25 protein-coding genes and 1 riboswitch are annotated in these 25,737 nt (G+C 72.3%); of the genes, 11 read left to right on the forward strand and 14 right to left on the reverse strand.

What is annotated here, in order from left to right:
• Positions 1 to 14: 14 nt before the first annotated feature.
• On the reverse strand, positions 15 to 506 hold the full coding sequence (locus AB0C12_RS00155; protein WP_360542444.1) for a hypothetical protein: 492 nt from the start codon (positions 504 to 506) through the stop codon (positions 15 to 17).
• An 88-nt stretch (positions 507 to 594) separates the two neighbouring features.
• Entirely contained in the window at positions 595 to 1,767 is a 1,173-nt protein-coding gene (locus tag AB0C12_RS00160) for a helix-turn-helix domain-containing protein (protein WP_360542446.1), read from the reverse strand.
• Between the two features lie 95 nt (positions 1,768 to 1,862).
• Here AB0C12_RS00160 and AB0C12_RS00165 point away from each other — a divergent pair, with 95 nt between their 5' ends.
• The 4 genes from AB0C12_RS00165 to bluB all read left to right on the forward strand — a co-directional run bounded on the left by AB0C12_RS00165 (position 1,863) and on the right by bluB (position 6,351).
• Positions 1,863 to 2,918 (forward strand): ferredoxin reductase, encoded by a 1,056-nt coding sequence (locus tag AB0C12_RS00165; RefSeq protein ID WP_360542448.1) that lies wholly within the window; start codon positions 1,863 to 1,865, stop codon positions 2,916 to 2,918.
• A gap of 50 nt (positions 2,919 to 2,968) precedes the next feature.
• Positions 2,969 to 4,180 (forward strand): acyl-CoA desaturase, encoded by a 1,212-nt coding sequence (locus AB0C12_RS00170; RefSeq protein WP_360542450.1) that lies wholly within the window; start codon positions 2,969 to 2,971, stop codon positions 4,178 to 4,180.
• 23 nt (positions 4,181 to 4,203) lie between these two features.
• Positions 4,204 to 5,448 carry a D-arabinono-1,4-lactone oxidase gene (locus tag AB0C12_RS00175; protein WP_360542452.1) on the forward strand — a complete coding sequence of 415 codons (1,245 nt, stop codon included), beginning with the start codon at positions 4,204 to 4,206 and terminating at the stop codon, positions 5,446 to 5,448.
• A 36-nt stretch (positions 5,449 to 5,484) separates the two neighbouring features.
• A riboswitch (cobalamin riboswitch) is annotated at positions 5,485 to 5,689 on the forward strand.
• 35 nt (positions 5,690 to 5,724) lie between these two features.
• Positions 5,725 to 6,351, forward strand: a complete 627-nt coding sequence (gene bluB / locus AB0C12_RS00180; RefSeq protein WP_360542454.1) for a 5,6-dimethylbenzimidazole synthase — start codon at positions 5,725 to 5,727, stop codon at positions 6,349 to 6,351.
• Between the two features lie 208 nt (positions 6,352 to 6,559).
• Here bluB and AB0C12_RS00185 read toward each other — a convergent pair whose 3' ends face one another.
• The 3 genes from AB0C12_RS00185 to AB0C12_RS00195 all read right to left on the reverse strand — a co-directional run bounded on the left by AB0C12_RS00185 (position 6,560) and on the right by AB0C12_RS00195 (position 9,668).
• The gene (locus AB0C12_RS00185; protein WP_360542456.1) at positions 6,560 to 6,964 is read right to left on the reverse strand and encodes an ester cyclase; all 405 of its coding nucleotides are present in this window, start codon (positions 6,962 to 6,964) and stop codon (positions 6,560 to 6,562) included.
• Between the two features lie 80 nt (positions 6,965 to 7,044).
• The gene (locus AB0C12_RS00190; RefSeq protein WP_360542458.1) at positions 7,045 to 8,085 is read right to left on the reverse strand and encodes a hypothetical protein; all 1,041 of its coding nucleotides are present in this window, start codon (positions 8,083 to 8,085) and stop codon (positions 7,045 to 7,047) included.
• Between the two features lie 182 nt (positions 8,086 to 8,267).
• Positions 8,268 to 9,668, reverse strand: a complete 1,401-nt coding sequence (locus AB0C12_RS00195) for a cation:dicarboxylase symporter family transporter (protein WP_360542460.1) — start codon at positions 9,666 to 9,668, stop codon at positions 8,268 to 8,270.
• A gap of 93 nt (positions 9,669 to 9,761) precedes the next feature.
• Between AB0C12_RS00195 and AB0C12_RS00200 the strand changes: the two genes are divergently transcribed.
• Positions 9,762 to 11,336: a sensor histidine kinase gene (locus AB0C12_RS00200; RefSeq protein WP_360542462.1), complete on the forward strand. Its 1,575-nt coding sequence runs from the start codon at positions 9,762 to 9,764 to the stop codon at positions 11,334 to 11,336.
• The gene (locus AB0C12_RS00205) at positions 11,333 to 12,016 is read left to right on the forward strand and encodes a response regulator (protein WP_360542464.1); all 684 of its coding nucleotides are present in this window, start codon (positions 11,333 to 11,335) and stop codon (positions 12,014 to 12,016) included. The genes AB0C12_RS00200 and AB0C12_RS00205 overlap by 4 nt, the downstream gene beginning before the upstream one ends.
• 11 nt (positions 12,017 to 12,027) lie before the next feature.
• Here AB0C12_RS00205 and AB0C12_RS00210 read toward each other — a convergent pair whose 3' ends face one another.
• Together AB0C12_RS00210 and AB0C12_RS00215 are read right to left on the reverse strand one after the other, a co-directional pair.
• Entirely contained in the window at positions 12,028 to 14,187 is a 2,160-nt protein-coding gene (locus AB0C12_RS00210) for a transglycosylase domain-containing protein (RefSeq protein ID WP_360542466.1), read from the reverse strand.
• 19 nt (positions 14,188 to 14,206) lie between these two features.
• Positions 14,207 to 15,238: a chlorophyllase gene (locus AB0C12_RS00215; RefSeq protein ID WP_360542468.1), complete on the reverse strand. Its 1,032-nt coding sequence runs from the start codon at positions 15,236 to 15,238 to the stop codon at positions 14,207 to 14,209.
• Between the two features lie 87 nt (positions 15,239 to 15,325).
• Here AB0C12_RS00215 and AB0C12_RS00220 point away from each other — a divergent pair, with 87 nt between their 5' ends.
• Positions 15,326 to 16,108, forward strand: coding sequence for an LLM class F420-dependent oxidoreductase (locus tag AB0C12_RS00220; protein ID WP_360542470.1), 783 nt, complete (start codon positions 15,326 to 15,328; stop codon positions 16,106 to 16,108).
• 37 nt (positions 16,109 to 16,145) lie between these two features.
• Here AB0C12_RS00220 and AB0C12_RS00225 read toward each other — a convergent pair whose 3' ends face one another.
• Together AB0C12_RS00225 and AB0C12_RS00230 are read right to left on the reverse strand one after the other, a co-directional pair.
• On the reverse strand, positions 16,146 to 16,805 hold the full coding sequence (locus AB0C12_RS00225; protein ID WP_360542472.1) for a response regulator transcription factor: 660 nt from the start codon (positions 16,803 to 16,805) through the stop codon (positions 16,146 to 16,148).
• Positions 16,793 to 18,034 carry a sensor domain-containing protein gene (locus AB0C12_RS00230; protein WP_360542474.1) on the reverse strand — a complete coding sequence of 414 codons (1,242 nt, stop codon included), beginning with the start codon at positions 18,032 to 18,034 and terminating at the stop codon, positions 16,793 to 16,795. Before AB0C12_RS00230 ends, AB0C12_RS00225 begins: the two co-directional genes overlap by 13 nt.
• Positions 18,035 to 18,201: 167 nt before the next feature.
• On the opposite strand from AB0C12_RS00230, the gene AB0C12_RS00235 reads away from it, so the two are divergent.
• Entirely contained in the window at positions 18,202 to 18,396 is a 195-nt protein-coding gene (locus tag AB0C12_RS00235) for a hypothetical protein (RefSeq protein WP_360542476.1), read from the forward strand.
• A 45-nt stretch (positions 18,397 to 18,441) separates the two neighbouring features.
• Here AB0C12_RS00235 and AB0C12_RS00240 read toward each other — a convergent pair whose 3' ends face one another.
• Together AB0C12_RS00240 and AB0C12_RS00245 are read right to left on the reverse strand one after the other, a co-directional pair.
• Positions 18,442 to 19,935: an SLC13 family permease gene (locus AB0C12_RS00240; protein ID WP_360542478.1), complete on the reverse strand. Its 1,494-nt coding sequence runs from the start codon at positions 19,933 to 19,935 to the stop codon at positions 18,442 to 18,444.
• Between the two features lie 41 nt (positions 19,936 to 19,976).
• Positions 19,977 to 20,417, reverse strand: a complete 441-nt coding sequence (locus tag AB0C12_RS00245; protein WP_360542480.1) for a MarR family transcriptional regulator — start codon at positions 20,415 to 20,417, stop codon at positions 19,977 to 19,979.
• A gap of 90 nt (positions 20,418 to 20,507) precedes the next feature.
• Between AB0C12_RS00245 and AB0C12_RS00250 the strand changes: the two genes are divergently transcribed.
• Positions 20,508 to 21,137, forward strand: a complete 630-nt coding sequence (locus AB0C12_RS00250; protein WP_360542482.1) for an NAD(P)H-dependent oxidoreductase — start codon at positions 20,508 to 20,510, stop codon at positions 21,135 to 21,137.
• A 94-nt stretch (positions 21,138 to 21,231) separates the two neighbouring features.
• Here the strand turns inward: AB0C12_RS00250 and AB0C12_RS00255 are convergent, their stop codons facing one another.
• Positions 21,232 to 21,915 carry an SDR family oxidoreductase gene (locus tag AB0C12_RS00255; RefSeq protein WP_360542483.1) on the reverse strand — a complete coding sequence of 228 codons (684 nt, stop codon included), beginning with the start codon at positions 21,913 to 21,915 and terminating at the stop codon, positions 21,232 to 21,234.
• A gap of 105 nt (positions 21,916 to 22,020) precedes the next feature.
• Between AB0C12_RS00255 and AB0C12_RS00260 the strand changes: the two genes are divergently transcribed.
• Complete coding sequence (locus tag AB0C12_RS00260) at positions 22,021 to 22,608, forward strand: TetR family transcriptional regulator (protein WP_360542485.1); 588 nt, start codon at positions 22,021 to 22,023, stop codon at positions 22,606 to 22,608.
• Here the strand turns inward: AB0C12_RS00260 and AB0C12_RS00265 are convergent.
• Positions 22,605 to 23,216 carry a TetR family transcriptional regulator gene (locus tag AB0C12_RS00265; protein WP_360542487.1) on the reverse strand — a complete coding sequence of 204 codons (612 nt, stop codon included), beginning with the start codon at positions 23,214 to 23,216 and terminating at the stop codon, positions 22,605 to 22,607. The two genes, AB0C12_RS00260 and AB0C12_RS00265, sit on opposite strands and share 4 nt — an antisense overlap.
• Positions 23,213 to 24,757, reverse strand: a complete 1,545-nt coding sequence (locus AB0C12_RS00270) for a DHA2 family efflux MFS transporter permease subunit (protein WP_360542489.1) — start codon at positions 24,755 to 24,757, stop codon at positions 23,213 to 23,215. The genes AB0C12_RS00265 and AB0C12_RS00270 overlap by 4 nt, the downstream gene beginning before the upstream one ends.
• Before the next feature lie 63 nt (positions 24,758 to 24,820).
• On the opposite strand from AB0C12_RS00270, the gene AB0C12_RS00275 reads away from it, so the two are divergent.
• The gene (locus tag AB0C12_RS00275) at positions 24,821 to 25,690 is read left to right on the forward strand and encodes an amidohydrolase family protein (RefSeq protein ID WP_360542491.1); all 870 of its coding nucleotides are present in this window, start codon (positions 24,821 to 24,823) and stop codon (positions 25,688 to 25,690) included.
• Positions 25,691 to 25,737 lie beyond the last annotated feature (47 nt).

The following is a 25,737-nucleotide window of genomic DNA, read 5'->3' on the forward strand; positions in this document are numbered from 1 at the left end:
ACCCGGCCCCCGCGTCAGGTCTGCTCCGGCGGGCGTCGCGGCCCGGGCAGGTGACCGACGGACAGGGCCGCGACCACCGCCGCGGCGAACGCCTCCCGGTCGCCCGGGGGACAGCCGTGCTCGGTGGCCGCGTCCGTCGCCGCGGCCCAGACCGCGCGCAGCTGCCCCTGGTCGAAGGCGGGCACAGGCTGGTCCGGCACCTGCGCCAGGTGGTCGGTGCGCGAACGACGCCAGCGGCTGAGCAGCGCCGCGAGCCGGCCTCGGCGGGCGGGCGCGGTCTCCGGTTCGCCCACGGCGAGCGTGACCACCGTCTCGGCGACGAAACCCAGCACGAACGGCGCCCACCCGAGCTGCCGGCCACCGGCCAGACCGGTCAGGGTCCAGGGCTCGATCCGGTACGCCTCCAGCACCGTGCCCACGTACGGCAGCTCGGCGGGGGCCAGCGCGGCCAGCACCTCACGAACGACATCCTGCCCGGTCCGCAGGTCTTCGTCGGCATCGTCCACGTCTGTCCCCGTTCGTCGTGTCCGCGCTGACCATAAGCGCGCCACGCGGGACGCGACCACGGTCGTCATTCGTTCGGCGGACGGTGAATCAGGCCGGTTCGAGGGCCAGGGCGACGGTCAGCTGCAGCAGCCATTGCGGGTCGCGCAGGCGGTCGCCGTACAGCTCGCGCAGCCTGGTCATCCGGTAGCGGACCGTCTGCGGGTGCACGAACAGCGCCGCGGCGACCTCGTCGCGGCGGCCCTGGTGCTGCAACCAGGCCCGCAGTGTCTCGGCCAGCTTGGCCACCACCGGCTCTTTCTCGTCCGCCAGCGGGGCCAGCACCTTGGCCCGCAGGTCGGCCAGGGCCTGCGGGTCCGCGGTGACGATGAGCGCGACGAGGTGGTCCTCGGTGTCGACCACCGCTCCCCCGGCGCTGGGCGCGAACCGGGAGGTCCGCACGGCCCGGGCCAGTGAGTCGCGGGCCTGCAGCCAGGGCCGGACCGGCCCGACGGTCGCGCCCCGGCCGGCCAGCAGCCGCATCAGGTGGCTGCGGGACGGGCCCTGGGCGTCCGGGACCAGCAGCACCGAGGTCTCGTCCGGGCCGGCCTCGGCGACCTGCAGGGTGCGGGCGTCGAGCAGGTCGAGCACCGAGCGGGCGAACGGCTCGGGCACCAGCACGGCGGTGAGGGTCTGCGGCGGCACCCACTCCGCGCGTTCGGCCGCCGCGGTCACCACGTGCGCGGGCTCACCGGCCAGCAGGGCCTGGGCCAGGCGTTCCAGCAGGTGCCGGCGGACCCGGCCGGAGCTGGCCAGCTCGTCCGCGTGCCCGGCGACGCTGGCCGCGGAGAGCTCGTCGATGTAGGCGAACACCTGCTCGGCGAAGTGCGCGATGGTCGCCGAGTCCTGCCCGGCCCCGACGCTGATCGCCGCCAGCTCCCGCCAGGCCACCCGCGCCCCCAGCCGGTAGGCCGCCAGCAGCGAGTCCAGGCTGCGCCCGTTGCGCGCCTCACCGCGGCCCAGCGCGTACGCTGCCTCCAGCGCCGGGGTCAGCGGTGAGCCCCGCCCCTTGCCGGCCGAGCGGGACACCAGGTTCAGGAAGGTGGCCAGCGCGGCCCGGACGGCCTTCTCGATCTGCGGGCCGAGCTCGCCGGCGAAGGCCTTCGCGTACGCCGGCACACCCTCGGTGATCGCCTCCACGGTCTGCGTCGCGACCGCCGGGAGCGCGTGCCGCAGCGGGGCGACCGCCTCGGCGGATAGGCGGAAGTCCTTCACATCGCTCACCGCGACCCCCTTTTGTTCGCAGGGAACAATAACCTGCCGTCAAATTCCCTTGACCGGGTCAGGCATTCGTGCCGAGATCACCGCAGGCTTGAGACATGGCGGTGACTCATACCCTGCGATCGGGTGCTTGGCGGGTCGTGGAGCTCCTCACGACACCGGTGGTGCCGGCTGACTACCTCGACGTGATCGCGCCCCTGCGCAACGCCGGCGTGCTGCGCGCCCGGATCGAGGCCGTACGCCCCGAGACCCGTGACGCGGTGACCCTGGTGCTGCGGCCCGGTCGCGGCTTCCGCCGGCACGAGCCCGGCCAGTACGTCCGCCTCGGCGTCGACGTGGACGGCGTACGGCTGTGGCGCGCGTACTCGGTGACCAGCGCACCGGGCCGGCTGTCGGTGACCGTCAACGCCGTCAAGGACGGCGCGGTCAGCAACCACCTGATCAAGCACGCCCGGCGCGGCATGATCGTGCACCTCGACCAGCCCGCCGGCGACTTCACCCTGCCGGCCGTCCGCCCGGCCAAGGTGCTGTTCGTGACCGCCGGCAGCGGCATCACCCCGGTGATGGGCATCCTGCGCAGCGCCCTGCACGAGCTGAAGGACGTCGTGGTCGTGCACTCGGCGCGGGAACGCGAGGCCGTCGTCTTCGGCGACGAGCTGCGTACGCTGGCCGCCGCGGGCCGGATCCGCTTCGTCGAGCGGCACACCGCCACCGCCGGCCGGATCGCCCCACCGGAGCTGGCCACCCTGGTCCCCGACCTGGCCGAGCGGCACACCTGGGCCTGCGGGCCCAACGAGATGCTGGACGACCTGGGCGCGCATTTCGCCGAGGCCGGCATCACCCGGCTGCACGTCGAACGGTTCCGCCCGACCGTCATCGCCACCGGTGACGGCGGCAAGGTCACCTTCGGCCGCACCGGCACGGTCGTCGACGCCGACGGCAGCACGCCGCTGCTGGAGGCCGGCGAGGCCGCGGGTGTGCTGATGCCGTCCGGCTGCCGGATGGGCATCTGCTTCAGCTGCGTGCTGCCGATGACCGAGGGCGCCGTGCGCGACCTACGCGACGGCTCGATCACCACGGCCGTCGAAGGCGACAACGTCCTGGTGCAGACCTGCGTGTCGGCCGCCGCCGGCAACTGTCACCTGGACCACTGAGACTCCGCTCCCGCTCCAGCTTCAGCTTCACAAGGAAACCGAGGACTGCCGTGACCACTCTGCAGCGCAAGCCGAAGAACCCGATCGCGCACCTGACCGCCGAGGACATCGAGGCCATCGGCCGCGAGCTGGACGCCCTGCGCGACGAGATCGTGGCCAGCCGCGGCGAACGCGACGCCCGGTACATCCGCAGGGTGATCACCACCCAGCGCCGGCTCGAGCTGGCCAGCCGCGCGGTCCTGCTCGTGTCGATCTTCCCGCCGGCCTGGCTGCTCGGCACGGCCGGCCTGTCGGTCGCCAAGATCCTCGAGAACATGGAGATCGGGCACAACGTCATGCACGGCCAGTGGGACTGGATGCGGGACCCGAAGATCCACTCGACCACCTGGGAGTGGGACAACGCCTCGCCGTCGGAGCAGTGGAAGCACTCGCACAACGAGCTGCACCACACGTACACCAACGTGATCGGCAAGGACAACGACCTCGGCTACGGCATCATGCGCGTCGACGAGCAGCAGCGCTGGAGCCCGATCCATCTCGGTCAGCCGCTCTGGAACTTCGTCAACGCCTGCTTCTTCGAGTACGGCATCGCCGCGTACGACCTGGAGCTGGGCAAGAACCTCAAGACCAAGAAGCGCCGCCAGTCGCCGCAGTTCAAGGAGCGGCTCAAGCAGGTCCGCCGCAAGATCGGCAAGCAGATCCTGAAGGACTACGGCGTGCACCCGGCCCTGTCCGCGCTGACCGGCTCCTGGCTGACCACGATCGCCGCCAACGCGACGGCCAACCTGGTCCGCAACCTGTGGACCCACTCGGTGATCATGTGCGGTCACTTCCCGGAGGGCGTGGAGACCTTCGAGCGCACCTCGATCGAGGGCGAGACCCGCGGCGAGTGGTACCTGCGCCAGATGCTCGGCTCGGCCAACATCGACGGCAACCGGGCGATGCACATCATGACCGGCAACCTGTCGTACCAGATCGAGCACCACCTGTTCCCGGATCTGCCCAGCAACCGGTACCAGGAGATCGCGCCGCAGATCCGCGACCTGTTCCAGCGCTACGGGCTCTCGTACACCAGCGGCTCGCTGCCCCGGCAGGTCGGCTCGGCCTGGTACAAGGTCTTCCGGCTCTCGCTGCCCAACCGCGGCGAGGCCAAGGCCCTCGCCGACGGCCCGCGCCCGGCCAGCGGCCGCAAGGCGAAGGCGACCCGCTGGCAGCGCCCGGCCGCCGAGACCCAGACCGAGCCGGTGGCTGTGAACTCCTGACCCGTACGGCCTAGGCTGGTCCGGTGAGCAACGTGGTGACCAACTGGGCCGGCAACATCACCTTCGGCGCCCGCCGGCTGCACCGGCCGGCGGCGCTGCCGGAGCTGCAGGAGATCGTCCGGGCCGGCGGCCCGCTGCGCGTGCTGGGCAGCGGGCACTCCTTCAACCGGATGGCCGACACGACCGGCGACCTGATCAGCCTGATCGGCCTGCCCCGCGTCGTGGAGATCGCCGAGGACCGCCGGACGGTCCGGGTCGACGGCGGCATCCGGTACGGCGAACTCGTCGACCGCCTCGACGCGGCGGGCCTGGCGGTGCACAACATGGCCTCGCTCCCGCACATCTCGGTGGCCGGCGCGGTCACCACGGCGACTCATGGCTCGGGCGTCCGCAACGGCAACCTGGCCACCTCGGTAGCGGCGATCGAGCTGATCCGCGGCGACGGCGAACTGGTGACCCTGCGCCGCGGCGACGAAGACTTCCCCGGCGCGGTGGTGGGCCTGGGCGCCCTCGGCGTGGTGACCGCGCTGACGCTGGACGTGGTGCCGGCGTTCGAGCTCCGCCAGTACGTCTACGACGACCTGCCCCGGGCGTCACTGGAGCAGCACCTGCCGGAGATCCTCGCGGCCGGCTACAGCGTCAGCCTGTTTACCAACTGGCAGTCCGGGGACATCAACCACGCCTGGTTCAAGCGTACGGACGAGCTGCCGGAAGGCCCGCTCTTCGGCGCCCGCCCGGCCGACGGGAAGCGCCACCCGGTGCCCGGCGTGGCCGCGGACAACAGCACCGACCAGTTCGGCGTTCCGGGCCCGTGGCACGCCCGGCTGCCGCATTTCAAGATGGAGTTCACCCCCAGCACCGGCGCGGAGCTGCAGTCGGAGTGGATGGTGCCGTTCGACCGCGCCCTGGAGGCGATCGACGCGGTGGCCCGGGTCCGGGAGAAGATCGTCCCGGTGCTGCAGGTGAACGAGATCCGTACGGTGGCGGCGGACAACCTCTGGCTGAGCATGAACTACGAGCGCGACAGCCTCGGCCTGCACTTCACCTGGATCGCCGACACGGCGGCGGTCCTGCCGGCCGTGGCGGCGCTGGAGGAGCAGCTCGCGCCGCTGGAGGCCCGCCCCCACTGGGGCAAGGTCTTCACCCAGGACCCGGCGACGGTCCGCAGCCGCTACCCCCGCTTCGCCGACTTCCAGGCCCTGGTCACCAAGTACGACCCCCAGGGCACCTTCCGCAACCCCTGGCTCGACGACATCCTGGGCCACTGACCCGCGGCCGTCGGCCATGGCGGTAGCGTGTCGTCCGGCACGAACTTGTTGCGAGGTGCCCCGCCCACGGGTGGGGAGAATCGGGAAGCCGGTGCGAATCCGGCACGGGCCCGCCGCGGTGACCGGGGAGCTGCCGCCCACGCGCACCCTGGTGCGCAGCCACTGGCCGGACGGCTGGGAAGGCGGGCGGTGAGGCGCTGATCCGGGAGTCCGAAGACCGGCCTCGCGTCGATGACCCCGGCCGGCCCGGGGCACGAGCGCAGCGGGAGCCTGCCCATGATCCACGACCTGTACGAGACCATCAGCCGCCGCCGCGATGTCCGGGGCCAGTTCACCGGTGCGCCGGTCCCCGACGACGTCCTGGACCGGATCCTCACAGCCGCGCACGAGGCGCCCAGCGTCGGGCTGTCGCAGCCGTGGGACTTCATCCTGGTCCGCGACCGCGAACTCCGGCAGACGTTCCACCGGCACGTGCACACCGAACGCGAGACCTTCGCCGCCACCCTCGACGGTGACGCCGCGCGGCGGTTCGCAAGCATCAAGATCGACGGGGTTCTGGAGTCGACGCTGTCGGTCGTGGTGACCTACGACGCCGCGCGGGGTGGGCCCGCGGTGCTGGGGCGGCACGCGATTGCGGACGCCGGGCTCTATTCGGTGTGCCTGGCCATCCAGAACCTGTGGCTGGCGGCCACCGCCGAAGGACTGGGCGTCGGGTGGGTGTCCTTCTACCGCGAGGACTTCCTGTGCGGCCTCCTGGGCATCCCGGACTCGGTGCGGCCGGTCGCCTGGCTGTGCCTGGGCCCGGTCAGCCACCTCGAGGACGTGCCGGATCTGGAACGGCACGGCTGGCGGCAACGCCGGCCCTTGCAACTGGCTCTGCACACGGACCGCTGGGGCGGCTGAGCCGGACCGGCTCGGTCCGGGCCGGGCATGGCCGGCCGAGCCGGGCGCGGCGGACCGGGCCGGGCCGAGCCCGGCGTGATCGGCCGAGCCCGACGTGATCGGCCGAGCCCGACGTGATCGGCCGAGCCCGACGTGATCGGCCGAGCCCGACGTGATCGGCCGAGCCCGACGTGGCGGGCCGAGCCGGGCGGCGGACGAAAGCCCCGGCTCAGGCCGGGGTGATCCGGCCGCCGATCTGCTGGGCCACCTCGAGGTCGTTGCCCTCGAACCAGCTCTCGGCCACCTTGCCCCCGGCCAGCCGGAAGATGATGATCCCGGTCTCCCGCACCCGCTGGTCGTCCGGCGGCAGGTCCAGATACCCGCCCCGGTAGGTCGACCGGATCGTGTACCGCACCACCAGCCGGTCCCCGCTGACGATCACGTCCTCCAGCACCGGTTCCTGGTCGGCGAACGCCGCCGGGTACCAGCGCAGCCACGTCGTGAAGGCGGCCAGGTCGCCGCTGCCGCCCGGTCCGTGCGCCACGAAGTCTTCGGTGACCAGGCCGGTCAGCCGTTGTTCGTCCCCCGTGCGGCACATGGCGAACCACGCGCACGCGATCTCCGTCGCTTCCATGCATCAATTTCTATGCCATGGCGACCTTCGGCGCATTGCGGACCGGCGGCCGGGGCAAACCCCGGCCGCCGGCTGCGCCGTCAGTCCGTGACGGTCGGCGCGGTCCGCGCGGCCTCGCGCAGGTCGGCCTTCTCCGCCGTGTACGGGTTGTACGCGTACGCCCGCGCCAGCTCCCCCGGCACAGTGAAGTACTCGGCGGACAGCTTCGCCGGGTCCGTGGCGATCTCCCCGCGACCCGGCAGATCGTCGCCGTCGTCCCAGCCCCACGGCGCGTTGGCCGAGTTGGTGCCGCACGAGTACGTGCCCACGCCGCAGCCGCCCGAGGTGTCACCGGCGAAAGTGCCCAGGTTGGCGTACAGGTCGGGGTTGTCCCGCTGGGCCCACAGGCCGCCCGCCGCGAAGATGTCGATCAGCTCGTAGCGGACGTCGCGGTCGTTGGTGCTGCTCGGTGTCTCACCCTCGGCCGCCGGGTAGTAGACGAGTCCGTCGCCGTTGATGGCGTACTGCGGGTACGCCTTGAGGCCGTGACCCTGGACCTCCTGCGCGGTGACGGGGTGCTGGAACGAGTCGTGCGGTGAGGACTGCATCTGCAGCGTGCCGTCGACCGTTTCCCGGCCGGTGGTCCAGGTGCTGCCGCTGGGTGTGTACGAGTAGAAGCTCGTGTGCGCGACGGTGACCGCGGAGCGCAGCACCCCGTACGGGGAGCCGTCCTTCTGGATCGCCAGCAGGACGCCCTCGCCGTCGTTCTCGTGCTCGGTCTCGAAGAACGGGTGGTCGACCCAGTCGCGGGGGTGGAAGAAGAAGTAGGTGACGTACCAGTGGGTGCTGGTCTCCGCCACCGAGTAGTACGCCGCCGCCGAGAACGACGCGCCGGACTCGGCTGCGCGGTCCCAGTTGTTGCGGCCGTTCCAGTCGCCGTCGAAGTCCACTCTGGTCAGGTAGTCGGCCTTGCCGCCCAGGGCATGGCTGCCGGTGGCGTCGACGTCCTGGTAGTGGATGGGTGCCCAGCGCAGAGCCAGGTCGGCCCGGCTGATCGCCGCGCCGGCGGGTGCCGGTGCCGCGAGCCCGATGGATGCCAGCGCCACCGACAGCGCGGCCGCGATTCTGCCCCTACCGACCATGTGTGCCCACCTTCACCGAATGGATAGACCACGGGCAATGTATGGGTCTCACGGTGGTGGATACGTGGCCGAGCCGCAACGCCCGGATGGCCGCGGACCGAAGAGTCGGCACGGCACCACCCCGCCGCGCCCGGGGCAGTCGAGTTGGGCGCGGCGGAGTGGCGGATCAGGGTGCCGCGGGGTCAGGCGGGTGCGCCCGCGGCGACAGTGGACGGCGGGGCGGCGGGCGGCGGGGTGGCCGCCGGGGGCGGGTCGTCGTGCTCGTCGAGCATCGTCGCCTCGTCGAACGGGTCCTCCCCGGCCAGCACGCGCTGGGCCCGGTCCCGGTCGAACTCGCTGGTCCAGGTGCCGATCAGCACGGTGGCGACCGCGTTGCCGGCGAAGTTGGTCAGGGCCCGCGCCTCGGACATGAACCGGTCGATGCCGACGATCAGGCCGACGCCGTCGAGCAGTTCCGGGCGGTGGCTCTGCAGGCCGCCGGCCAGCGTGGCCAGGCCCGCGCCGGTGACGCCGGCCGCGCCCTTGGAGGCGATGATCATGAAGACCAGCAGCGAGATCTGCTCGCTGACCGACAGCGGGTCGCCGACCGCCTGGGCGACGAACAGCGAGGCCATGGTGAGGTAGATGGCCGTGCCGTCCAGGTTGAAGGAGTACCCGGTCGGCACGGTGATCCCGACGACCGGCTTGCTGACGCCGACGTGCTCCATCTTGGCGATCAGCCGGGGCAGCGCCGACTCCGACGACGAGGTCGAGACGATCAGCAGGAACTCACGGCCGAGGTAGCGCAGCAGCTTGAGCAGGTTGATCCGGGCCACCAGCCACAGCAGGGTACCGAGGATGACGAACACGAAGATGGCGCAGGTGGCGTAGAAGCCCAGCATGATCTGGGCCAGGCTCTTGAGGGCGTCGACGCCGGTCGCGCCGACCACCGCCGCCATCGCGCCGAACGCGCCGATCGGGGCCAGCCACATGATCATCGCGAGGACCTTGAAGACCAGCCGCTGCAAGACGGTGACCGCTCGCAGCACCGGCTCGCCGCGTGGGCCCATCGATTGCAGGGCGAAGCCGACCAGCAGGGCCACCAACAGCGTCTGCAGCACCTGGCCCTCGGTCAGCGCCGAGAACAGCGAGGTCGGGATGATGCCGAGGATGAAGTCGGCCGTGCCCTCGCTCGCCGAGTCACCGACCGCCTTCTGGCCGGCCTCGGCGACCGAGGCGTCCAGGTTGAGGCCGGACCCGGGGTGGATCAGGTTGCCGACGACCAGGCCGATGGCCAGGGCCACGGTCGACATCATCAGGAAGTAGCCGAGCGCGAGCCCGCCGACCTTGCCGACCTTCGCGGCCTGGCGGACGGAACCGACACCCAGCACGATGGTGCAGAAGATGACCGGGCTGATCATCATCTTGATGAGGTTGACGAAGCCGGTGCCGATCGGGCGCAGTTCGACCGCGAAGTCGGGCACGAGGAAACCGACGGCGATGCCGAGGATGACGGCGACGATCACCGCCAGATACAGGTAGTGGGTGCGGTCCCGCTTCGCCCCTGGGGTCGGGGCGGGCGGGGCGGGGCTCTGACTCTCCATGCCGCAGACTGTGTCCTGGGTCTCACCCCCGGGGCACCATTGCGTTCATTCTGTTCACCGCGGCGAAACGCGACGACGACTGGGAACACGCCGATGAGACGACGCTGGAGCATCGCCGGGCAGCTGTTCGCGTTGCAGGTGCTGGTCGTCAGCCTGCTCGTGGCCGGCGGCACCACCGGCGCGGTGCTGCTGGCCCGCAAGGACGCCCACGACGCCGCGGTCGAGGAGGTCAGCGCCGTCGCGGAGACCATCGCCCGCTCCCCCCTGGTGGCTGACGCGTTGCGCTCGCCGCGGCCCAGTGCCGTGCTGCAGCCGTACGCGGAAGCCACCCGGATCGCCACCGGGACCGACTTCGTCGTGGTGATGGCCACCGACCGCACCCGGTACACCCACCGCAACCCCGACCTGATCGGGCAGAAGTTCGCCGGCACGGTGGCCGGCGCCCTGGCCGGCGGCACGGTCGTGGAGCAGTACCGGGGCAGTCTCGGCGAGTCCGTGCGCACCGTGGTGCCGGTGCGCGCGGCCGACGGCACCGTCATGGGCCTGGTCTCGGTCGGTATCACCACCAAGGAGATCAACCGTAAGCTGCTGGGCCAGGCACCCACGGTCGCGCTGGCCACGGTGGCCGCGCTGCTGCTGGCCGCGGCCGGGGCCTGGCTGCTCAGCCGGCGGCTGCGCCGGCAGACACACGGGCTGGGCCCGGCCGAGATGACCCGGATGTACGAGTACTACGACGCGGTGCTGCACGCCGTACGGGAGGGGCTGGTGGTGGTCGACCGGGACGGCCGGGTGGCCCTGATCAACGACGAGGGCCGGCGGCTGCTCGGCCTCGGCCAGGACGCGCGCACCGACCGCCGCGTCGACGAGCTGGAGCTGCCCGCCGAGGCCGCGGCCCTGCTGACGTCGCGCCGCACCACGGTCGACGAGCCGGTGCTGGCCGGTGACCGGGTGCTGGTGGCCAGCCAGCGCGAGACCCGGTTCGAGGGCCGCATCCTGGGCACGGTGCTGACCCTGCGCGACCACACCGAGCTGCGGGCGCTGACCGGGGAGCTGGACTCGGTGCGCGGGCTCACCGAGGCGTTGCAGTCGCAGGCGCACGAGGCCGCCAATCGCCTGCACACCGTGCTGACCCTGGTCGAGCTGGGCCGCACCGACGAGGCGATCCGGCTGGCCACCGACGAGCTGGCGCTGGCCCAGCAGCTCACCGACCAGGTGGTCGGCGCGCTCACCGAGCCGGCCCTGGCGGCCCTGCTGCTGGGTAAGTCGGCCCAGGCCAGCGAGCGCGGAGTGGAGCTGACGGTGGACGAGTCGTCCCGGCTGGAGGGCGAGCCGCTGCCGAGCCGGGATCTGCTCACCGTCGTCGGCAACCTGGTCGACAACGCCCTGGAGGCGGTCGCGGCCGCGCCGCCGCCGCGCCGGGTGCGGGTGCTGGTCCGCGAGCAGGACGCCGCGGTGCTGGTCCGGGTCACCGACACCGGTCCGGGCCTGTCCGCCGACCAGGCCGCGGCGGCCTTCCGCCGCGGCTGGACCACCAAGGACGGGCCGGGCCACGGGGTCGGGCTCGCTCTGGTCCGCCAGGTCACCGAGCGGTACGGCGGCAGCTACGACGTCACCCCGGCGACCGGTGGCGGCGCGGTGCTGACCGTTCGGCTGCCGGTGCCGTCATGACCGCGATCCGGGTGCTCGTGGTCGACGACGAGCCGTTGATCGCCGACGCACACCGGGCGTACACCGAGCGGATCGAGGGTTTCGAGGTCGTCGCCGTCGCGCACTCCGCCCGCGACGCGATGGCCGCGCTGCGGGCCGGCCCGGTCGACCTGGTGCTGCTGGACCTGAACCTGCCGGACAAGCACGGCCTGGAGGTCGCCCGGGCGTTGCGGGCGGCCGGCAGCGGCACGGACGTGCTGGCCGTGACCTCGGCCCGGGACATCGCGATGGTCCGCGCCGCCGTGGCTCTCGGCGTGACGCACTACCTGCTCAAGCCGTTCACCTTCGCGGCGTTCCGCGACAAGCTCGACGGCTACGCGCGCTACCGCAGCCAGCTGCGCGACACCGGGGAGGTCGCCGCCCAGCACGAGATCGACCGGGTGCTGGCCACGCTGCGCGGCGCCCCGCAGGACTCACTGCCCAAGGGCCTGGACGCCCGTACCCTCGATCTGGTCCTGGCCGCGCTGCGGGCGGTGACCGGCCCCGCCGGGCTCTCCGCCGCCGAGGTCGCCGGCAGCATCGGGGCGTCGCGGGTCACCGCGCGCCGCTACCTGGAGCACCTGGCCGACGCCGGCCGGGTCGTCCGCAGCTCCCGCTACGGCGGCCCGGGCCGGCCGGAGGTCGAATACCGGCCGGCCTGATCCTTCTCTCGTCAGCCGGGTTTCTTGAACTCCTCCTGCGGCTTGCCGTCCATGTAGTCGGCCACGGTGCGGTAGACCGCCGGGTTCACGATGCCGTGCGACATCCGGTCGGTGTGCCCGGCCCAGTCCGGGTTGACCAGGTAACCGGCCACCACCAGCTGCTGGGTGCCGACCACCAGCGCGGCGGTCTTGTCGGCGTCGGTCGTACCGGTCTTGCCGAAGATCGGGTGGCCGACGACGCGGCGCGCGTTCGCCTCGGTGGCCCCGCCGCAGTTGCCGAGCTGCGCGCGGTCGCCGACCGGGCAGCGGGCCGCGTCCAGCGCCTTGCGGGCGACGTCCTTGCTGGTCGCCCGGTTGCACTTGGGCTGGCCGATGTCGCTCTTCTTGCCGTTCTGGGTGTAGATCTGCTGGATCGGGGTGGGCGCGCAGTACATGCCGTCACCGGCGAGCGTCGCGTACGCGTTCGCGATGTCCAGCGGCGTCGAGGCCGAGACGCCGAGGGTGAACGCGCCCCACTGGTTCGCGGCCTCCTCGTTGTCGGCCATCTCCGCGTCCTTCTGCGCCCGGAACTTGACCCCGAACCGCTTGGCCACGTCGACCACGTTCTCCGCGCCGACCTTCTCCTGCAGCGGCACGAAGTACGTGTTCACCGAGCGGCCGAAGCCGGTCCACATGTTGAACGGGCCGACCTCGCTCTTGGAGGAGTTGCCCGGGCAGTAGAAGTGCGTGCCCGGGCAGGCCGCCGGGGAGCTCGGGTCGATGATGTAACCGGACTTGTACCGCTCCTGGGCGTTGATCGTGAAGTCCGGCTCGAGCCCGCTCTCCAGCGCCGCGACCATGGTGAACATCTTGAACACCGAGCCGGCCTGGTAGCCGTTGATGTCTCCGCCACCGGTGATGATCGGGTTGGTGGTGTTCGGGTAGGTGCCGCGGATGCCCTCGGCCGCCTTCGCCGGGTCGGAGGAGATCTTGTTCTCCGGATCGGCGGTGCTGTCCAGCTTGTACTTGCGGTTCGCCGCCAGGGTGCGCACCCGCCCGGTGCCGGGCTCGACGCCGGCCAGCAGCAGCGCGTTGCGGTTGGTGTCCTTGATCAGCCCGGTGATCTCCTTGCGGGCCGCGCTCTGCGCCTTGACGTCGAGCGAGGTGACGATCCGGTAGCCGCCGGTCTTGAGCTGGCGCTCCCGGTCGTACGTGGTCTTGCCGAACGCCTCCTGGGTCAGCCACCAGCGGTAGAAGTAGTCGCAGAAGAAGCCCCAGTTGTTCTTCGCGACCGACACGCAGCCGTTGCCGGGCCGGTTGGTGGTCTTGCCGAGCTTGACGGTCTTGGCCTTGGTGGCCTCGTCCGGCTTCAGGTAGCCCAGGTCCCGCATGTTGTCGATGATGTAGTTGCGCCGGTCCAGCGCCTGCGGATAGCCGCTGGCGGTGGTCGGGTCGAACGAGGTCGGCGCCTTGACCATGCCGGCCAGCAGCGCCGCCTCGGCGACGGTGAGGTCCTTGGGCTTCTTGCGGAAGTACACCTGGCTGCCGGCGTAGACCCCGTACGCGCCGTTGCCGAACGGGGCGATGTTCAGATAGCGCTCGAGGATCTCCTGCTTGGTGAGCTCCTTCTCGAGCTGCAGGGCGTACTTCATCTCGGAGAGCTTGCGCTCCGGGGTGTCCTTGGTGGCGTCGACGGCCTCCTGCGGGGTCTTCGCCGAGTACGCCAGGGTCATCCGGACGAGCTGCATCGTCAGCGTCGAGGCGCCCTGCTTGTCGCCGCCCTGCTTGTTGTTGACGAAGGCCCGGGCGACGCCTTTGAGGTCGACCCCGTTGTGCTTGTAGAACTGGTGGTCCTCGGCGGCCACGATCGCGTTCTGCATGTTGACCGAGATGTCCTTGAGCGGGACGTCGCTGCGGAACTCGTCGAACATGACCGCGAGCTGGGTCTTGTTGTCGGCGGCGAAGACCCGCGTCACCTGCGGCGCCGTCTGCTGCTCGAGCTGGCTGGGCAACTGCGCGAACGTCTCCGACCCGGCCTTGGCCGCCAGCCCTGACATGGCGACGGCCGGGAACGAGGCCGCGGCGACCACCACGCCCGCCAGCAGCCCGCAGATCAGCAGTGATCCGGCGCTGGCGAATTTGTTGCGGTCGCGAACAGGCGTAGGGGAAGTCACTCGAACCAGGTTAGTCATGAAGATCCAAGGCTGCCTCTCAGAGGTCGGTCTCGAGAGTGGCCACGTCACCGGTCCGGGCGGCCCCCGGGATGCGGGCCCTGGCGGCGGTGTCGCCGTGCAGGGCCCAACGCAGGAACTCTGTGGAGGTGACGGTGGTCGCCTCGAAATCGCCGGCCCGGGTGACGTGCCCGCCGTCGGTGATCGACAGCATCGCGCGTGACCAGGGAACCGCTGCGAACACGGCGTGTCCGGCCCGGTAGGTCACCGTGTTGTCCTTGCGGCCGTGCACGAACAGCATCGCGGCGGGCGGGCCGGTGAACGGCATCCCCTGGAAGTCGGTGCCGGCCAGGACGACGCCTGCTTTGAGACGTTCATCACGATGCGCACTGAACAACCCGACCGTGGTGATTCCCCCGCCGGAGTGACCGGCGGCGCCCAGCCGGTCCGGGTCGATGATCGCACCCAGCGGATCGGTCAGCGCGAGCAGGGAGTCCAGCACCGCCGACGCGTCCTGCGGCTGGTTGACGATGTCCGGCGCGTAGAAGTCGGCCGCGCCGTACGAGGTGCGCGGGTAGGTCGGGCCGGCCACGACGAAGCCGGCCTGGGCCCAGCGGGTGAGCATCGGGGCGTAGTCGCCGGGCTGCGCGGTCAGGCCGTGGCTGAACAGCACCAGCGGGAAACGGCCCGGGGCGGCCGGCGCGTCGTCGACCGGATCGGGGCTGGGCTGCGTCTCGCCGGTGGCGGGATACCAGACCGTGGTCGGCAGCGGCCGGTCCGCGCCGCGGGAGAACTCCAGCACCCGCCGGCCGACCGCGAAGGCACCGGCCGGTGCGGTCCCCGGCGCCGGGGCGTACGGCGCCGTGACGTTCTGCGGCGCCAGCGACGACGCGGTCGTGGAGGCCAGGATCGGGGCCGCCGAGACGGAGGCCGACGCCGACGCCGAGGGCAGGGCGGTGGCACTGGCGGAGGCCGTGGCCGACCCGCCCGTGCCGCTGGGCGACGTGCACGCCGTCAGGGCGCCGGCGCCGGCGGTGGCGGCCAGTCCGGCCAGCATTGTCCGTCTACGCATGGTCACCATCTTGCGATACGAACCTGTGCTGACCTTGAGAATCCCCCGAGCGGTAGATCACACTCCGTACGGGATTAGGCTGCGATCATGACCTCCAGGCCGGTAAGGATCGGGCTGCAGCTCCAGCCCCAGCACATGGACTACGCCACCATCCGCCGCACGGCGGCCGAGGCCGAGGAGCTCGGCGTCGACGTGCTGTTCAACTGGGACCACTTCTATCCGCTCTACGGCGAGCCCGAGGGTCTGCACTTCGAGTGCTGGACGATGCTCGCCGCCTGGGCCGAGGCGACCTCCCGCGTCGAGATCGGTGCCCTGGTCACCTGCAACAGCTACCGCAATCCGGAGCTGCTGGCGGACATGGCCCGCACGGTCGACCACATCAGCGACGGCCGGCTCATCCTCGGCATCGGCTCCGGCTGGTTCGAGAAGGACTACCAGGAGTACGGCTACGAGTTCGGCACGGCCGGCGGCCGGCTCGACGATCTGGCCGAGGCGCTGCCGCGGATCGAGTCCCGCTGGGGCAAGCTCAACCCGCCGCCGACCCGGGACATCCCCGTGCTGATCGGCGGCGGTGGTGAGAAGAAGACGCTCAAGCTGGTCGCCAAGCACGCCGACATCTGGCACAGCTTCGGTGACGCCGAGACCATCGAGCGCAAGCTCGGGGTGCTGCGCGGGCACTGCGCGGACGTGGGCCGCGACGCCGCCGAGATCGAGGTGTCGGCCGGCGCGCCGAAGGGCGACCCGTCGGTGGGCGGGCCCGAGCTGCGCGAGAAGGGCGTCTCGCTCTTCACCGTCGGCGTCGGTGGGCCCAAGCCGGATCTGGGCCCGCTGCAGCAGTGGCTGGCCTGGCGCGACGAGCAGAACGCGTGAGCCCGGCGGCCGGGCCTGCGGGCCCGGCCGCCCCGTCTCAGGAAGCGCGCTCGCGGCCGTCCAGGTAGCGCAGCACGGCGGCGACCCGGCGGTCCGAGCGGTCGTCGGGCGCCATGTCGAGCTTGTTGAAGATGCTGCGGATGTGCTTGTGCACGGCCCCCTCGCTGACGAAGAGGCGCTCGGCGATGGCCAGGTTGCCCAGCCCTTCGGCCATCAGCGCCAGCACGTCGCGCTCGCGCGGGCTGAGCCGGTCCAGCCGCGAGTCCGGGCGGGTCCGGGCGAACAGCTGGGCCACCACCTCCGGGTCGACGGCCGTGCCGCCGCCGGCCACCCGGTGCAGCGCCTCCAGAAACTCCTCGACCCGGCCCACCCGCTCCTTGAGCAGGTAACCCAGGCCCCGGGCCCCGCCGGCGAGCAGCTCGGTGGCGAACATCTGCTCGACGTACGCGGACAGCACCAGCACCGCCAGGCCGGGCCGGCGCCGCCGGGCCTCGACCGCGGCCACGATCCCCTCGTCGGAGTGCGTCGGCGGCATCCGCACGTCGACGATGGCCACGTCCGGAGCGTGCTCGTCGACGGCCGCCAGGAAGGCGTCCGGGGTGCCCGCGGTGGCGACCACGTCCAGCGACTCGGCGCGCAGCAGCAACGCGAGTCCCTCCCGCAACAGGGCATCGTCCTCGGCGATCACAATCCGCACGGCAGCTCCACCTCCAGGGTTGTCGGCCCGCCGGGCGGGCTGGTCATGGTCAGGGCGCCGTCGAGGGCCTCGATACGGCGCCGGATGCCGATGAGGCCCGAGCCGCCGCTCTCGTCGGCCCCGCCGCGGCCGTTGTCGGTGACGCGCAGCCGGAGCCGGCCGCCGCTGCTGCGCACCTCGACCGTGGCCTGGGTGGCCCCGCTGTGCTTGGCGATGTTGGTCAGCGCCTCGGCCACCACGAAGTAGGCGGTGGACTCGACGGAGGCGGCGCAGCGGTCCGGCACGTCGACATCCATCCGGCACGGCACGGCGCTGTCGGTGGCCAGCCCGTTCAGCGCGCCGGCCAGGCCGCGGTCGGCCAGCACCGGCGGCAGGATGCCCCGGGCCACCGCGCGCAGCTCGGCCAGGGCCAGCTCGGCCGAGCTCTGCGCGCGTTCCAGCAGCGCCTCGGCCTCGGCCGGGTCGCGGGTGAGCATGCGGCGGGCGGCGCCGAGCAGCACGGTGGTCGCCACCAGCCGGTTCTGGGTGCCGTCGTGCAGCGACCGTTCGATGCGGCGCAGCTCGATGGCGTGCGCGTCGAGGGCGGCGGCGCGGGTCGCGGTGAGCTGGGCGACGCGCAGCGAGAGGTCGACCTCCGGGCCGGGCGCGAGCAGCCGCCGTCCGTACGCCCCCTGGAAGCGGGCCATCGCCGGGGTCAGGCCGACGGTCACCACGGCCCAGCAGAGGCCCAGCAGCGTGACCGTGCCGACGCCCGGCCAGTCGTGCACGGTCCACAGCCCGAGTCCCGGCGTCCGCTCACCCTCGGGGAGCAGCTGCCACCAGAGGGCGAACGTGCTGTCCCGTACGGCCCAGACCGGCAGCTGGATGCCGAGCGCGCCGAGCAGCAGGCCCAGGGTGGCGTGCCGGGCCGCCCAGGCGACCTCGCGCCGCGTGCCCGGATCGGCCAGCGCTGCCCGCCGACCGGCCGGTGGCGGGCCGGGGCTGAGCACCTCCTCGCCGCGGCGCGACAGCCGGTTGCGCTCGATGTCGGCCACGGCGTGCAGCAGGCGCAGGGCCGAGGGCAGCAGCACCAGTCCGATGCCGATCAGGCTCGTGACGGCCACCAGGATCAGCCAGGACAGCGCGCCCAGGGCCAGGGTGGCGGTGCCCAGACCGACGAGCAGGTCGCGCAGCGCCCGCAGGGTCGACCTGCGTGCCTCGCCGGCCAGCCGCCGGATCTTCGCCTCCATGGCCGCTGACCCTAGGGCCAAGCCGCCACCGGTGGCAGGGCCGGGGCCCGAAAGTACAGCCTGCTGTACCCCGGCAGGGCAGATGACGGGATCGGCACGGCCGGCGCGGCTGCCTAGCGTCGATGGCAACGGACGCACACCGCGTCCCGCCCCATGAGGAGTCAGCCATGACCGACATCGACCGTTCCAGCACCTCCCCCGCCACCCGGGCCCTGGTCTGGACCCTGCTGCTGCTCTGCACGGTCGGCAACCTGGCGCTGTCGATCTACGGCGGGCCGCTGGTCGTGCACCTCGGCCTGGGCGTGGTGACTCTGCTGTGCATCGCCGCGCTGGTCGTGCCGTACTTCCGCACCAAGCGGTGACCACGCCCGCCGGAGCGGGCGCGGTCACCGGGGGAAGGATCCGGGTCAGACGAAGATGTCGAGGATCAGCACGCAGGCGAAGCCGACCACCGAGATGATCGTCTCCATCACCGACCAGGTCTTGATGGTCTGCCCGACGGTCATCCCGAAGTACTCCTTGACCAGCCAGAAGCCCGCGTCGTTGACGTGCGAGAAGAACAGCGAGCCACAGCCGATGGCCAGCGCGAGCAGCGAGACCTCGGGCTTGTCCAGGGTCGCGGCGAGCGGGGCCACGATGCCCGCGGCGGTGATCGTGGCGACGGTGGCCGAACCGGTGGCCACCCGGATGCCCACCGCGACCAGGAAGCCGAGCAGCAGCGCGGAGATGTTGGCGTCCTTGGCCGCGTCCGCGACCACGTTGCCGACCCCGGCGTCGACCAGCACCTGCTTGAAACCGCCGCCGGCGGCCACGATGAGCAGGATGCCGGCGATCGGCGGCAGCGAGCCGCCGATGACCGCCGAGGTCTGCGCCCGGTCGAAACCGGCCCGCTTGCCCAGCGTCCACATGGCCAGCAGCACGCCGGCCAGCAGCGCCACCACCGGGGTGCCGGCGATGTCGAGCGCCTTGCGCAGGCCGTTGTCCTCGTCGAGGGTCAGCTCACCGACCGCGCGGAGGAGCATCAGCACGATCGGCAGCAGGATGGTGAGCACCGCCGGGACCACGCCCGGGTTGCGCCGCCGGGCCGGCAGGTCGCTGTCGACGGCCTTGTCCGGCTCCGTGGAACCGGCGTTGGCCAGGTCGTCGCGGTCGACGAAGTCCTGACCGCCGGCCGGGCCCGAACCGGCGGACCGGCCACCGCCGCCCGCGGGCACCAGCTGGGCCGGCACCGCCAGCGGCACCCGCTTGGCGATGAAGTTGCCGAAGACCGGGCCGGCGATGATCACGGTCGGGATCGCGCAGATGAGCCCGAAGGCGAGGGTGAGCCCGAGGTCCGCGCCGAGGCTGGAGACCGCGACCAGCGGGCCCGGGTGCGGCGGGACCAGGCCGTGCAGAACCGACAGACCGGCCAGCGCCGGAATACCGATCTTGAGCAGCGGTACGTCGGTGCGCTGGGCCACCAGCAGCACGATCGGCACCAGCAGCACGACGCCGACCTCGAAGAACAGCGGCAGGCCGATGAGCGCGGCGACACCGGCCATGGCCCAGGGCAGCGCCGATCCGGAGAATCTGCGGACGATCGCGGTGACGATGCCGTCGGCGCCGCCGGACTCGGCCAGCAGCGCCCCGATCATGGAGCCGAGCGCGATCAGCAGTCCGACGCTGCCGACCGTGCTGCCGACTCCCGTGGTGAAGGAGGTGATGGTGTCGTCGGGCGCGGCGCCGGCCACGACTCCGAGGACGGCCGCGCCCATGATCAGGGCGAGGAAGGGATGCCACTTGGCCCAGGCGATGAGCAGGACGACGACCGCGATGCCGAGCACCGCGGCCAGGACGAGTTGGCCGGTTCCGGCGGAGGTTATCGCTTCCGCGGCCAACACCGGGGCAGAGAGCGAGGTCATGGGCGTGCCCTACCCGATGCCGGCGTTTTCCAACCGTTCGTTCAGGAGCGGTCCAGCGCGGCGATGACCTTTCCCAGCGCCGTCGCCACGGTGCGGGCCTCCGCGGCGGCGAGATGGGCGGTGAAGTGGCGTTCGATGCCGCCGAGATAGACCGGCGCGGCGGCGCGCAGCCGGGCCCGGCCGGCCTCGGTGATCGTCGCGTACGCGGACCGGCGGTCGTCGGGATTGGCCTCGCGCGTGACGAGCCCGTCGGCGGCGAGCTGGTCGACGACCCGGCTCACCCGGGAGCGGCTGACCACGGCCACGGCCCCCAGTTCGCCCATGCTGAGCCGGCGACCGGGCGCCGCGTTGAGTTCCAGCAGGACGTCGTACCAGGTCAGCGGCAGTCCGCAGGCCGCCTGCAGGTCGCGGTCGAGCTGCGGGACGAGGGCGGCGTGCACGCGCAGCAGGGCGCTCCAGGCCGCAACACCGGTGTCGCTCATCACCGCAGCCTAGCGACTCTTGTGCGTGCGCACGCATCGGCGTAAGAATGTGCGTGCGCACGCATTCAAGTTGAGCCGAGGAGAGCCACCTTGTCCAAGCTCCTGCACATCTCCGCCTCGCCGCGCGGCGAGCAGTCCGAGTCGCTGGCGATCGCCGCGTCCTTCCTGGACACGTTCCGGGCCGAGCACCCGGACAGCGCCGTCGAGACGTACGACCTGTGGGACGGCACCCTGCCGGCGTTCGGCCCGGACGCCGCCGCGGCCAAGATGGCGATCTTCGCCGGCGAGCAGCCGCGGGGCGCGGCGGCCGAGGCCTGGCAGTCCGCCGTCGACACCTTCCACCGCTTCGACGCCGCCGACCGCTACCTGTTCAGCGTCCCGATGTGGAACGCCGGCGTGCCGTACGTGCTCAAGCAGTTCATCGACGTGGTGAGCCAGCCCGGCCTGGTCTTCGGCTTCGACCCCGAGCACGGGTACACCGGCCTGCTGACCGGCAAGCGCGCCGCGGTCGTCTACACCAGCGCGGTCTACGGCCCCGGCCGCGGCCCGGCGTTCGGGGCCGACTTCCAGGCGCCGTTCTTCACCGACTGGCTGCACTGGGCCGGCGTCGCCGACGTCGGCGAGGTGCATTTCCGGCCGAACCTGGCCACCGCCGACGCGGCCACCGGCCGCCGGCTGGCCCACGAGCAGGCCCGCGACCTGGCCAAGCGCTTCGCCTGAGCGCGCTGTCGGGCGGCCGTCCCCGACCAACCGGGGACGGCCCCGCCAGGCCGGCCCGACCGGGACGGCCCGACCGGGACGGCCCGACCGCGGCTCAGCCCTGCAGCGCCGTGGCCAGGCCGGCCTTGACCTGACGGCTGAGTTCGTCGGCCAGGATCTCGGGCTTCCCGGCGGCGATGCCGTCCAGGGCCAGCGTCGCCACGACGGCCGGGTCGATCTTCTGGTCCGCGGGGACGAACGCCGCCATGTCGGTGTCCATGTAGCCGACGTGCAGCGCCGACACCGTGATGCCCTTGGGCGCCAGCAGGTCGCGCAGGGCGTTGCTCTGCGCCCATTCGGCCGCCTTGGCCGCGCTGTACGCCCCGGCCGGGCCCGGGTGCAGCCAGGACAGCACGGACAGCACGTTGAGCACCGCGCCGCCGCCGTTGCGCTCCAGCACCGGCGCGAAGGCCCGGGTGACGGCGAGCGTGCCGAAGTAGTGCGTCTCCATCTCCAGCCGGATCGCGTCGAGGTCACCCTCCAGCAGGTTCACGCCGAGGCTGGTGCCGGCGTTGTTGACCACCACGGTGGCGTCGTCGGCGATCTTGGCCGCCTGGGCCACCGACTCCGGGTCGGTGATGTCGAGCCGCACCCGGATCACCCCGGGCAGGTCGATGGTCTCGGGGCGCCGGGCCGCCGCGTACACCTTCGCGCCGCGCTGCACGAGCTGGGCGGCGAAATGCCGGCCGAGGCCGCGGTTGGCCCCGGTGACGAGGGCGACGGAGTTCTCGAGCTGCATGGTGGTTCCTTCCGTTGGTCCGACGAGTTTTAGATTATGAACGTCATCTATCGGCCGCAAGGTTAGATGACGAGCGTCATATAAGATGGGGGCCGGAGGTGCGCGATGGCACGGGTGACCCAGGCCCAGGCACAGCAGAACAGGGAACGGGTGATCGTCGAGGCGGCGCGGCTGTTCCGCGAGCGCGGCGTTCAGGGGGTCAGCGTCACCGACCTCATGGCGGCGGCCGGGCTCACCCACGGCGGCTTCTACAAGCGGTTCGAGTCCAAGGAGGCGCTGGTCGCCGAGGCGACCGGCCGGGCCTTCGGCGAGCTGGGCGAGCGGCTGACCGCCCTGGACGCCCGGCATCCCGGCGACCACGCGGCCGCTCGGCGGGACCTGCTGGACTACTACTTCTCCCCCGAGCACCGCGACCACGCCGGCCAGGGGTGCCCGACCACGGCCTTCGGCGGCGACATGGCCCGGGAGGCGCCGGACAGCCCGGCCCGCGAGCCGTACGCCGACGGGGTGCGCGACTTCGCCCGCTGGATGGGCGACGGCGACGAGGAGGACCTGGTGGCGATCGCGACGATGGCGGGCGCCCTGATGCTGTCCCGGGCGACGGCCGGCACCGAGCTCTCCGACCGCATCCTCACGGCCGCCCGCCGGTCACTGGACGACCGCACTCCGGGGCAGGGGCAGCTCCCCGGCTAGCCCGCGGAGGGCCCGACCGGGAGGCCGGCCTGGAGCAGGGCCAGCGCCCGGTCGAAGTCCTCGAAGTACGCGGCGCCGTCGGCCATGCTCCTGCCACCGCGGTTTGCGGCCAGCGCCGCGCCCATCACCGCGCCCGCGACCACCCGGGAGGCGAAGTCGTCGCTCGGCCGCCCGGCCCGCTCGGCGACCACCTCGGCCAGCAGCGTGATCGAGTCGGCGTACTGCTGCTGGGTGCGCATCCGCAGCTCGGGCACGCTGGCGATGAGCTGCTGGCGGCGCCGCTCCTGCTGCCACTGCGCGTCGGTGAGCTGCGCGAACAGCTCCCGGACACTGCGCCGGATCGCCTCGATCGGGGACAGGTCGGCCGGCTGGGCCCGCAACGCCGCGACCATCAGCGGGTCGTAGTCGTCGGTGAGGACCACGTCCTCCTTGGTCGGGAAGTACCGGAAGAACGTGCTCGGGGAGACGTCCGCCGCCGCGGCGATCTGGTCGACCGTCGTGGCGGCGTACCCCTGCTCGTGGAAGAGCCGCATCGCGTGCTCGCGGATCGCGGCCTTGGTCCGGGCCTTCTTGCGCTCACGCAGGCCGGCCGGCGGGGTCGACGTCATACCACCGATTCTGCCGGTGCCGGCAGCGTCGTGGGTGCCAGGGGGGCGTTCGCCGGATCCGGCGCCGCCGGGCGGCCCGGCAGGAAGAGCAGCGAGAGTACGGCACCAGCAACCGCCACCCCGCCCGCGACGACCAGCGCCAGGTCCATACCGGAGGTGAAGGCGGCCTGCACCGATCCCAGCAGCGCAGCATCGCCCAGCCCACCGGCGACGGCGACCCCGGCGGTGGCACTGTCCCGGACGGCGTCGGCTGTCGTGGCGCTCAGCCCGGTCACGTCGACCCCGTCCCGGTACGCGCCGTTGAGCACCGTGCCCAGCACCGTGACCCCGATGGCCCCGCCGACCTGGCGCAGCGCCTGGATCAGTCCCGACCCCACACCGCTGCGCTCGGGCGAGAGCGCGCCGAGGGCGGCGTTCATGGCGGGCGGCATGGTGAAGCCCAGCCCGACGCCCGCGACGGCGATCCAGGCCGCGACGAAGCCGTGCCCGGTGCCCGGACCGGTGGTGGCGCCGGTGAACAGCCCCGCCGCCATCAGCAGGAGCCCGGCCGTCACGACGGTCTTCGCTCCCAGGCGCGGTTCCAGCCGGCCCGCGACCCGCGCACCCACCAGCAGCCCGCCGATCACCGGCAGCAGGCGCAGCCCGGTGCCGAGCGCGTCGTTGCCGCCGACGGCCTGGAAGAACTGCGGCAGCGCGAAGAGCATCCCGAACATGCCGAAACTCGCGACCGTGGCCAGCAGCGATCCCCAGGTGAAGGCCCGGGACCGGAACAGCGCGAGGTCCACCAGGGGCGCTTTGGCGCGCCGCTGCCAGGCCAGGAAGAGCGCCAGAACGGCTATCCCGCCCAGGGCGGTGAGCAGGGACCGCGGGTCGGTCCAGCCGCGTTCGCCGGCCTCGATGACCCCGTACGTGACAGCGACCAGCCCCGCCGCCGACAGCACGATGCCCAGCGGGTCGAAACGCCGCGCCCGGTCACCGTGCGACTCCGGCACCCAGAGCAGCACCGCGATCAGCCCGGCCAGCACCATCGGCACGTTGATCAGGAAGACCGAGCCCCACCAGAAGTTGTCCAGCAGCCAGCCGCCGACGACCGGCCCGAGCGGGATGCCGAGCGCGCTGGCCGTCACCCAGATCGTCAGGGCCTTCGGCCGTTCCGCCGGGTCGAAGATCACGGTCAGGACGGCCGAGGTCAGCGGCATGAGGACGGCGGCGCCGAGACCGAGGGCGGCCCGGGCGGCGATGAGCTGGCCGGTCGAGACCGCGTACGCGCAGCCGACCGACGCGACACCGAAGAGCACCAGCGCGCCGATCAGCATCCGCTTGCGGCCGAACCGGTCGCCCAGCATGCCGGCCGGCAGCAGCGCGGCCGCCATCACCAGCAGGTATGAGGTGGTGATCCATTGCAGGTCACCGGTGGTGGCGTGCAGGTCGCCGGCCAGGGTGGGCAGCGCGACGCTGAGCACCGTGCTGTCCAACCCGATGGCGAGAGTGCAGAGGGCGAGCGCGCCGAGCGCCCACCACCGTGAAGTGGAAGTAGCCATGAAATGACAGTAACACTCAAAAGCTAGCGACTGTCAGAATGTGAGGTGGGCAATGATCGGGTGGTGAACGACTTCCTCCGCGAGCTCGGCCTGCCCGGCCTGGCCGACGTGCACACCCACTTCCTGCCCGAGCGGATGCAGCGCCGGGTCTGGGCCCACTTCGACCAGGCCGGACCGCTGATCGGCCGGGCCTGGCCGATCCGCTACCGCGGCACCGAGGCCGAGCGGGTGGCCGAGCTGGGCGCGCAGGGCGTACGGGTCTTCTCGGCCCTGGCGTACGCCCACCGCCCCGGCATGGCCGCCGACCTCAACACCTGGACGCTGGACTTCGCGGCCCGCACGCCCGGCTGCCTGCCCAGCGCGACCTTCTTCCCGGAGCCGTCCGCGGCCGCCGATGTCCGCGCGGCGCTCGACCGTGGCGCGCGGATCTTCAAGCTGCACCTGCAGGTCGGCGGCTTCGACCCCCGCGACGAGCAGCTGGACGAGGCCTGGGGCCTGCTGGCCGAGTCCGGCACCCCGGTCGTCGTGCACGCCGGCTCCGGCCCGGTCCCCCACGGCTTCACCGGCCCGGGCCCGATCGGCGGGGTGCTCGCCCGCCACCCGCGCCTGGCCATGCTCACCGCCCACCTCGGCGGTCCCGAGTACGAAGGCTTCCTCGAGCTGGCCGAGCGCTACGAACGGGTCGGCCTGGACACCACCATGGCGTTCACCGACTTCTTCGAGGAGCTGGCGCCGTTCCCGCCGGCCCTGCTGCCGCGGCTGGGCGAGCTCGGGCTGGCGGGCAAGGTCCTGCTGGGCAGCGACTTCCCCAACATCCCCTACCCGTACGCCCACCAGCTCGAGGCCCTGCGCCGGCTGGAGCTCGGCGACGACTGGCTGCGCGCGGTCTGCTGGCACAACGCGGCCCGGCTTTTCGGTATCGACAGCGCGTAGATCCACGTCCGGGGTGCGCGGCTGTGCCACGATCACATCGATCAAGA

It is taken from the genome of Actinoplanes sp. NPDC048967, assembly GCF_040649415.1.
Taxonomy (GTDB): Bacteria; Actinomycetota; Actinomycetes; order Mycobacteriales; family Micromonosporaceae; genus Actinoplanes.

Bases quoted from the DNA above. Each gene is read 5' to 3' on its own strand.
- AB0C12_RS00165 (WP_360542448.1), top strand. From the start codon at position 1,863: ATGGCGGTGACTCATACCCTGCGATCGGGTGCTTGGCGGGTCGTGGAG.
- bluB (WP_360542454.1), top strand. From the start codon at position 5,725: ATGATCCACGACCTGTACGAGACCATCAGCCGCCGCCGCGATGTCCGG.
- AB0C12_RS00185 (WP_360542456.1), bottom strand. From the start codon at position 6,964: ATGGAAGCGACGGAGATCGCGTGCGCGTGGTTCGCCATGTGCCGCACG.
- AB0C12_RS00190 (WP_360542458.1), bottom strand. From the start codon at position 8,085: ATGGTCGGTAGGGGCAGAATCGCGGCCGCGCTGTCGGTGGCGCTGGCA.
- AB0C12_RS00195 (WP_360542460.1), bottom strand. From the start codon at position 9,668: ATGGAGAGTCAGAGCCCCGCCCCGCCCGCCCCGACCCCAGGGGCGAAG.
- AB0C12_RS00200 (WP_360542462.1), top strand. From the start codon at position 9,762: ATGAGACGACGCTGGAGCATCGCCGGGCAGCTGTTCGCGTTGCAGGTG.
- AB0C12_RS00205 (WP_360542464.1), top strand. From the start codon at position 11,333: ATGACCGCGATCCGGGTGCTCGTGGTCGACGACGAGCCGTTGATCGCC.
- AB0C12_RS00210 (WP_360542466.1), bottom strand. From the start codon at position 14,187: ATGACTAACCTGGTTCGAGTGACTTCCCCTACGCCTGTTCGCGACCGC.
- AB0C12_RS00215 (WP_360542468.1), bottom strand. From the start codon at position 15,238: ATGCGTAGACGGACAATGCTGGCCGGACTGGCCGCCACCGCCGGCGCC.
- AB0C12_RS00220 (WP_360542470.1), top strand. From the start codon at position 15,326: ATGACCTCCAGGCCGGTAAGGATCGGGCTGCAGCTCCAGCCCCAGCAC.
- AB0C12_RS00230 (WP_360542474.1), bottom strand. From the start codon at position 18,034: ATGGAGGCGAAGATCCGGCGGCTGGCCGGCGAGGCACGCAGGTCGACC.
- AB0C12_RS00235 (WP_360542476.1), top strand. From the start codon at position 18,202: ATGACCGACATCGACCGTTCCAGCACCTCCCCCGCCACCCGGGCCCTG.
- AB0C12_RS00240 (WP_360542478.1), bottom strand. From the start codon at position 19,935: ATGACCTCGCTCTCTGCCCCGGTGTTGGCCGCGGAAGCGATAACCTCC.
- AB0C12_RS00245 (WP_360542480.1), bottom strand. From the start codon at position 20,417: ATGAGCGACACCGGTGTTGCGGCCTGGAGCGCCCTGCTGCGCGTGCAC.
- AB0C12_RS00255 (WP_360542483.1), bottom strand. From the start codon at position 21,915: ATGCAGCTCGAGAACTCCGTCGCCCTCGTCACCGGGGCCAACCGCGGC.
- AB0C12_RS00260 (WP_360542485.1), top strand. From the start codon at position 22,021: ATGGCACGGGTGACCCAGGCCCAGGCACAGCAGAACAGGGAACGGGTG.
- AB0C12_RS00265 (WP_360542487.1), bottom strand. From the start codon at position 23,216: ATGACGTCGACCCCGCCGGCCGGCCTGCGTGAGCGCAAGAAGGCCCGG.
- AB0C12_RS00270 (WP_360542489.1), bottom strand. From the start codon at position 24,757: ATGGCTACTTCCACTTCACGGTGGTGGGCGCTCGGCGCGCTCGCCCTC.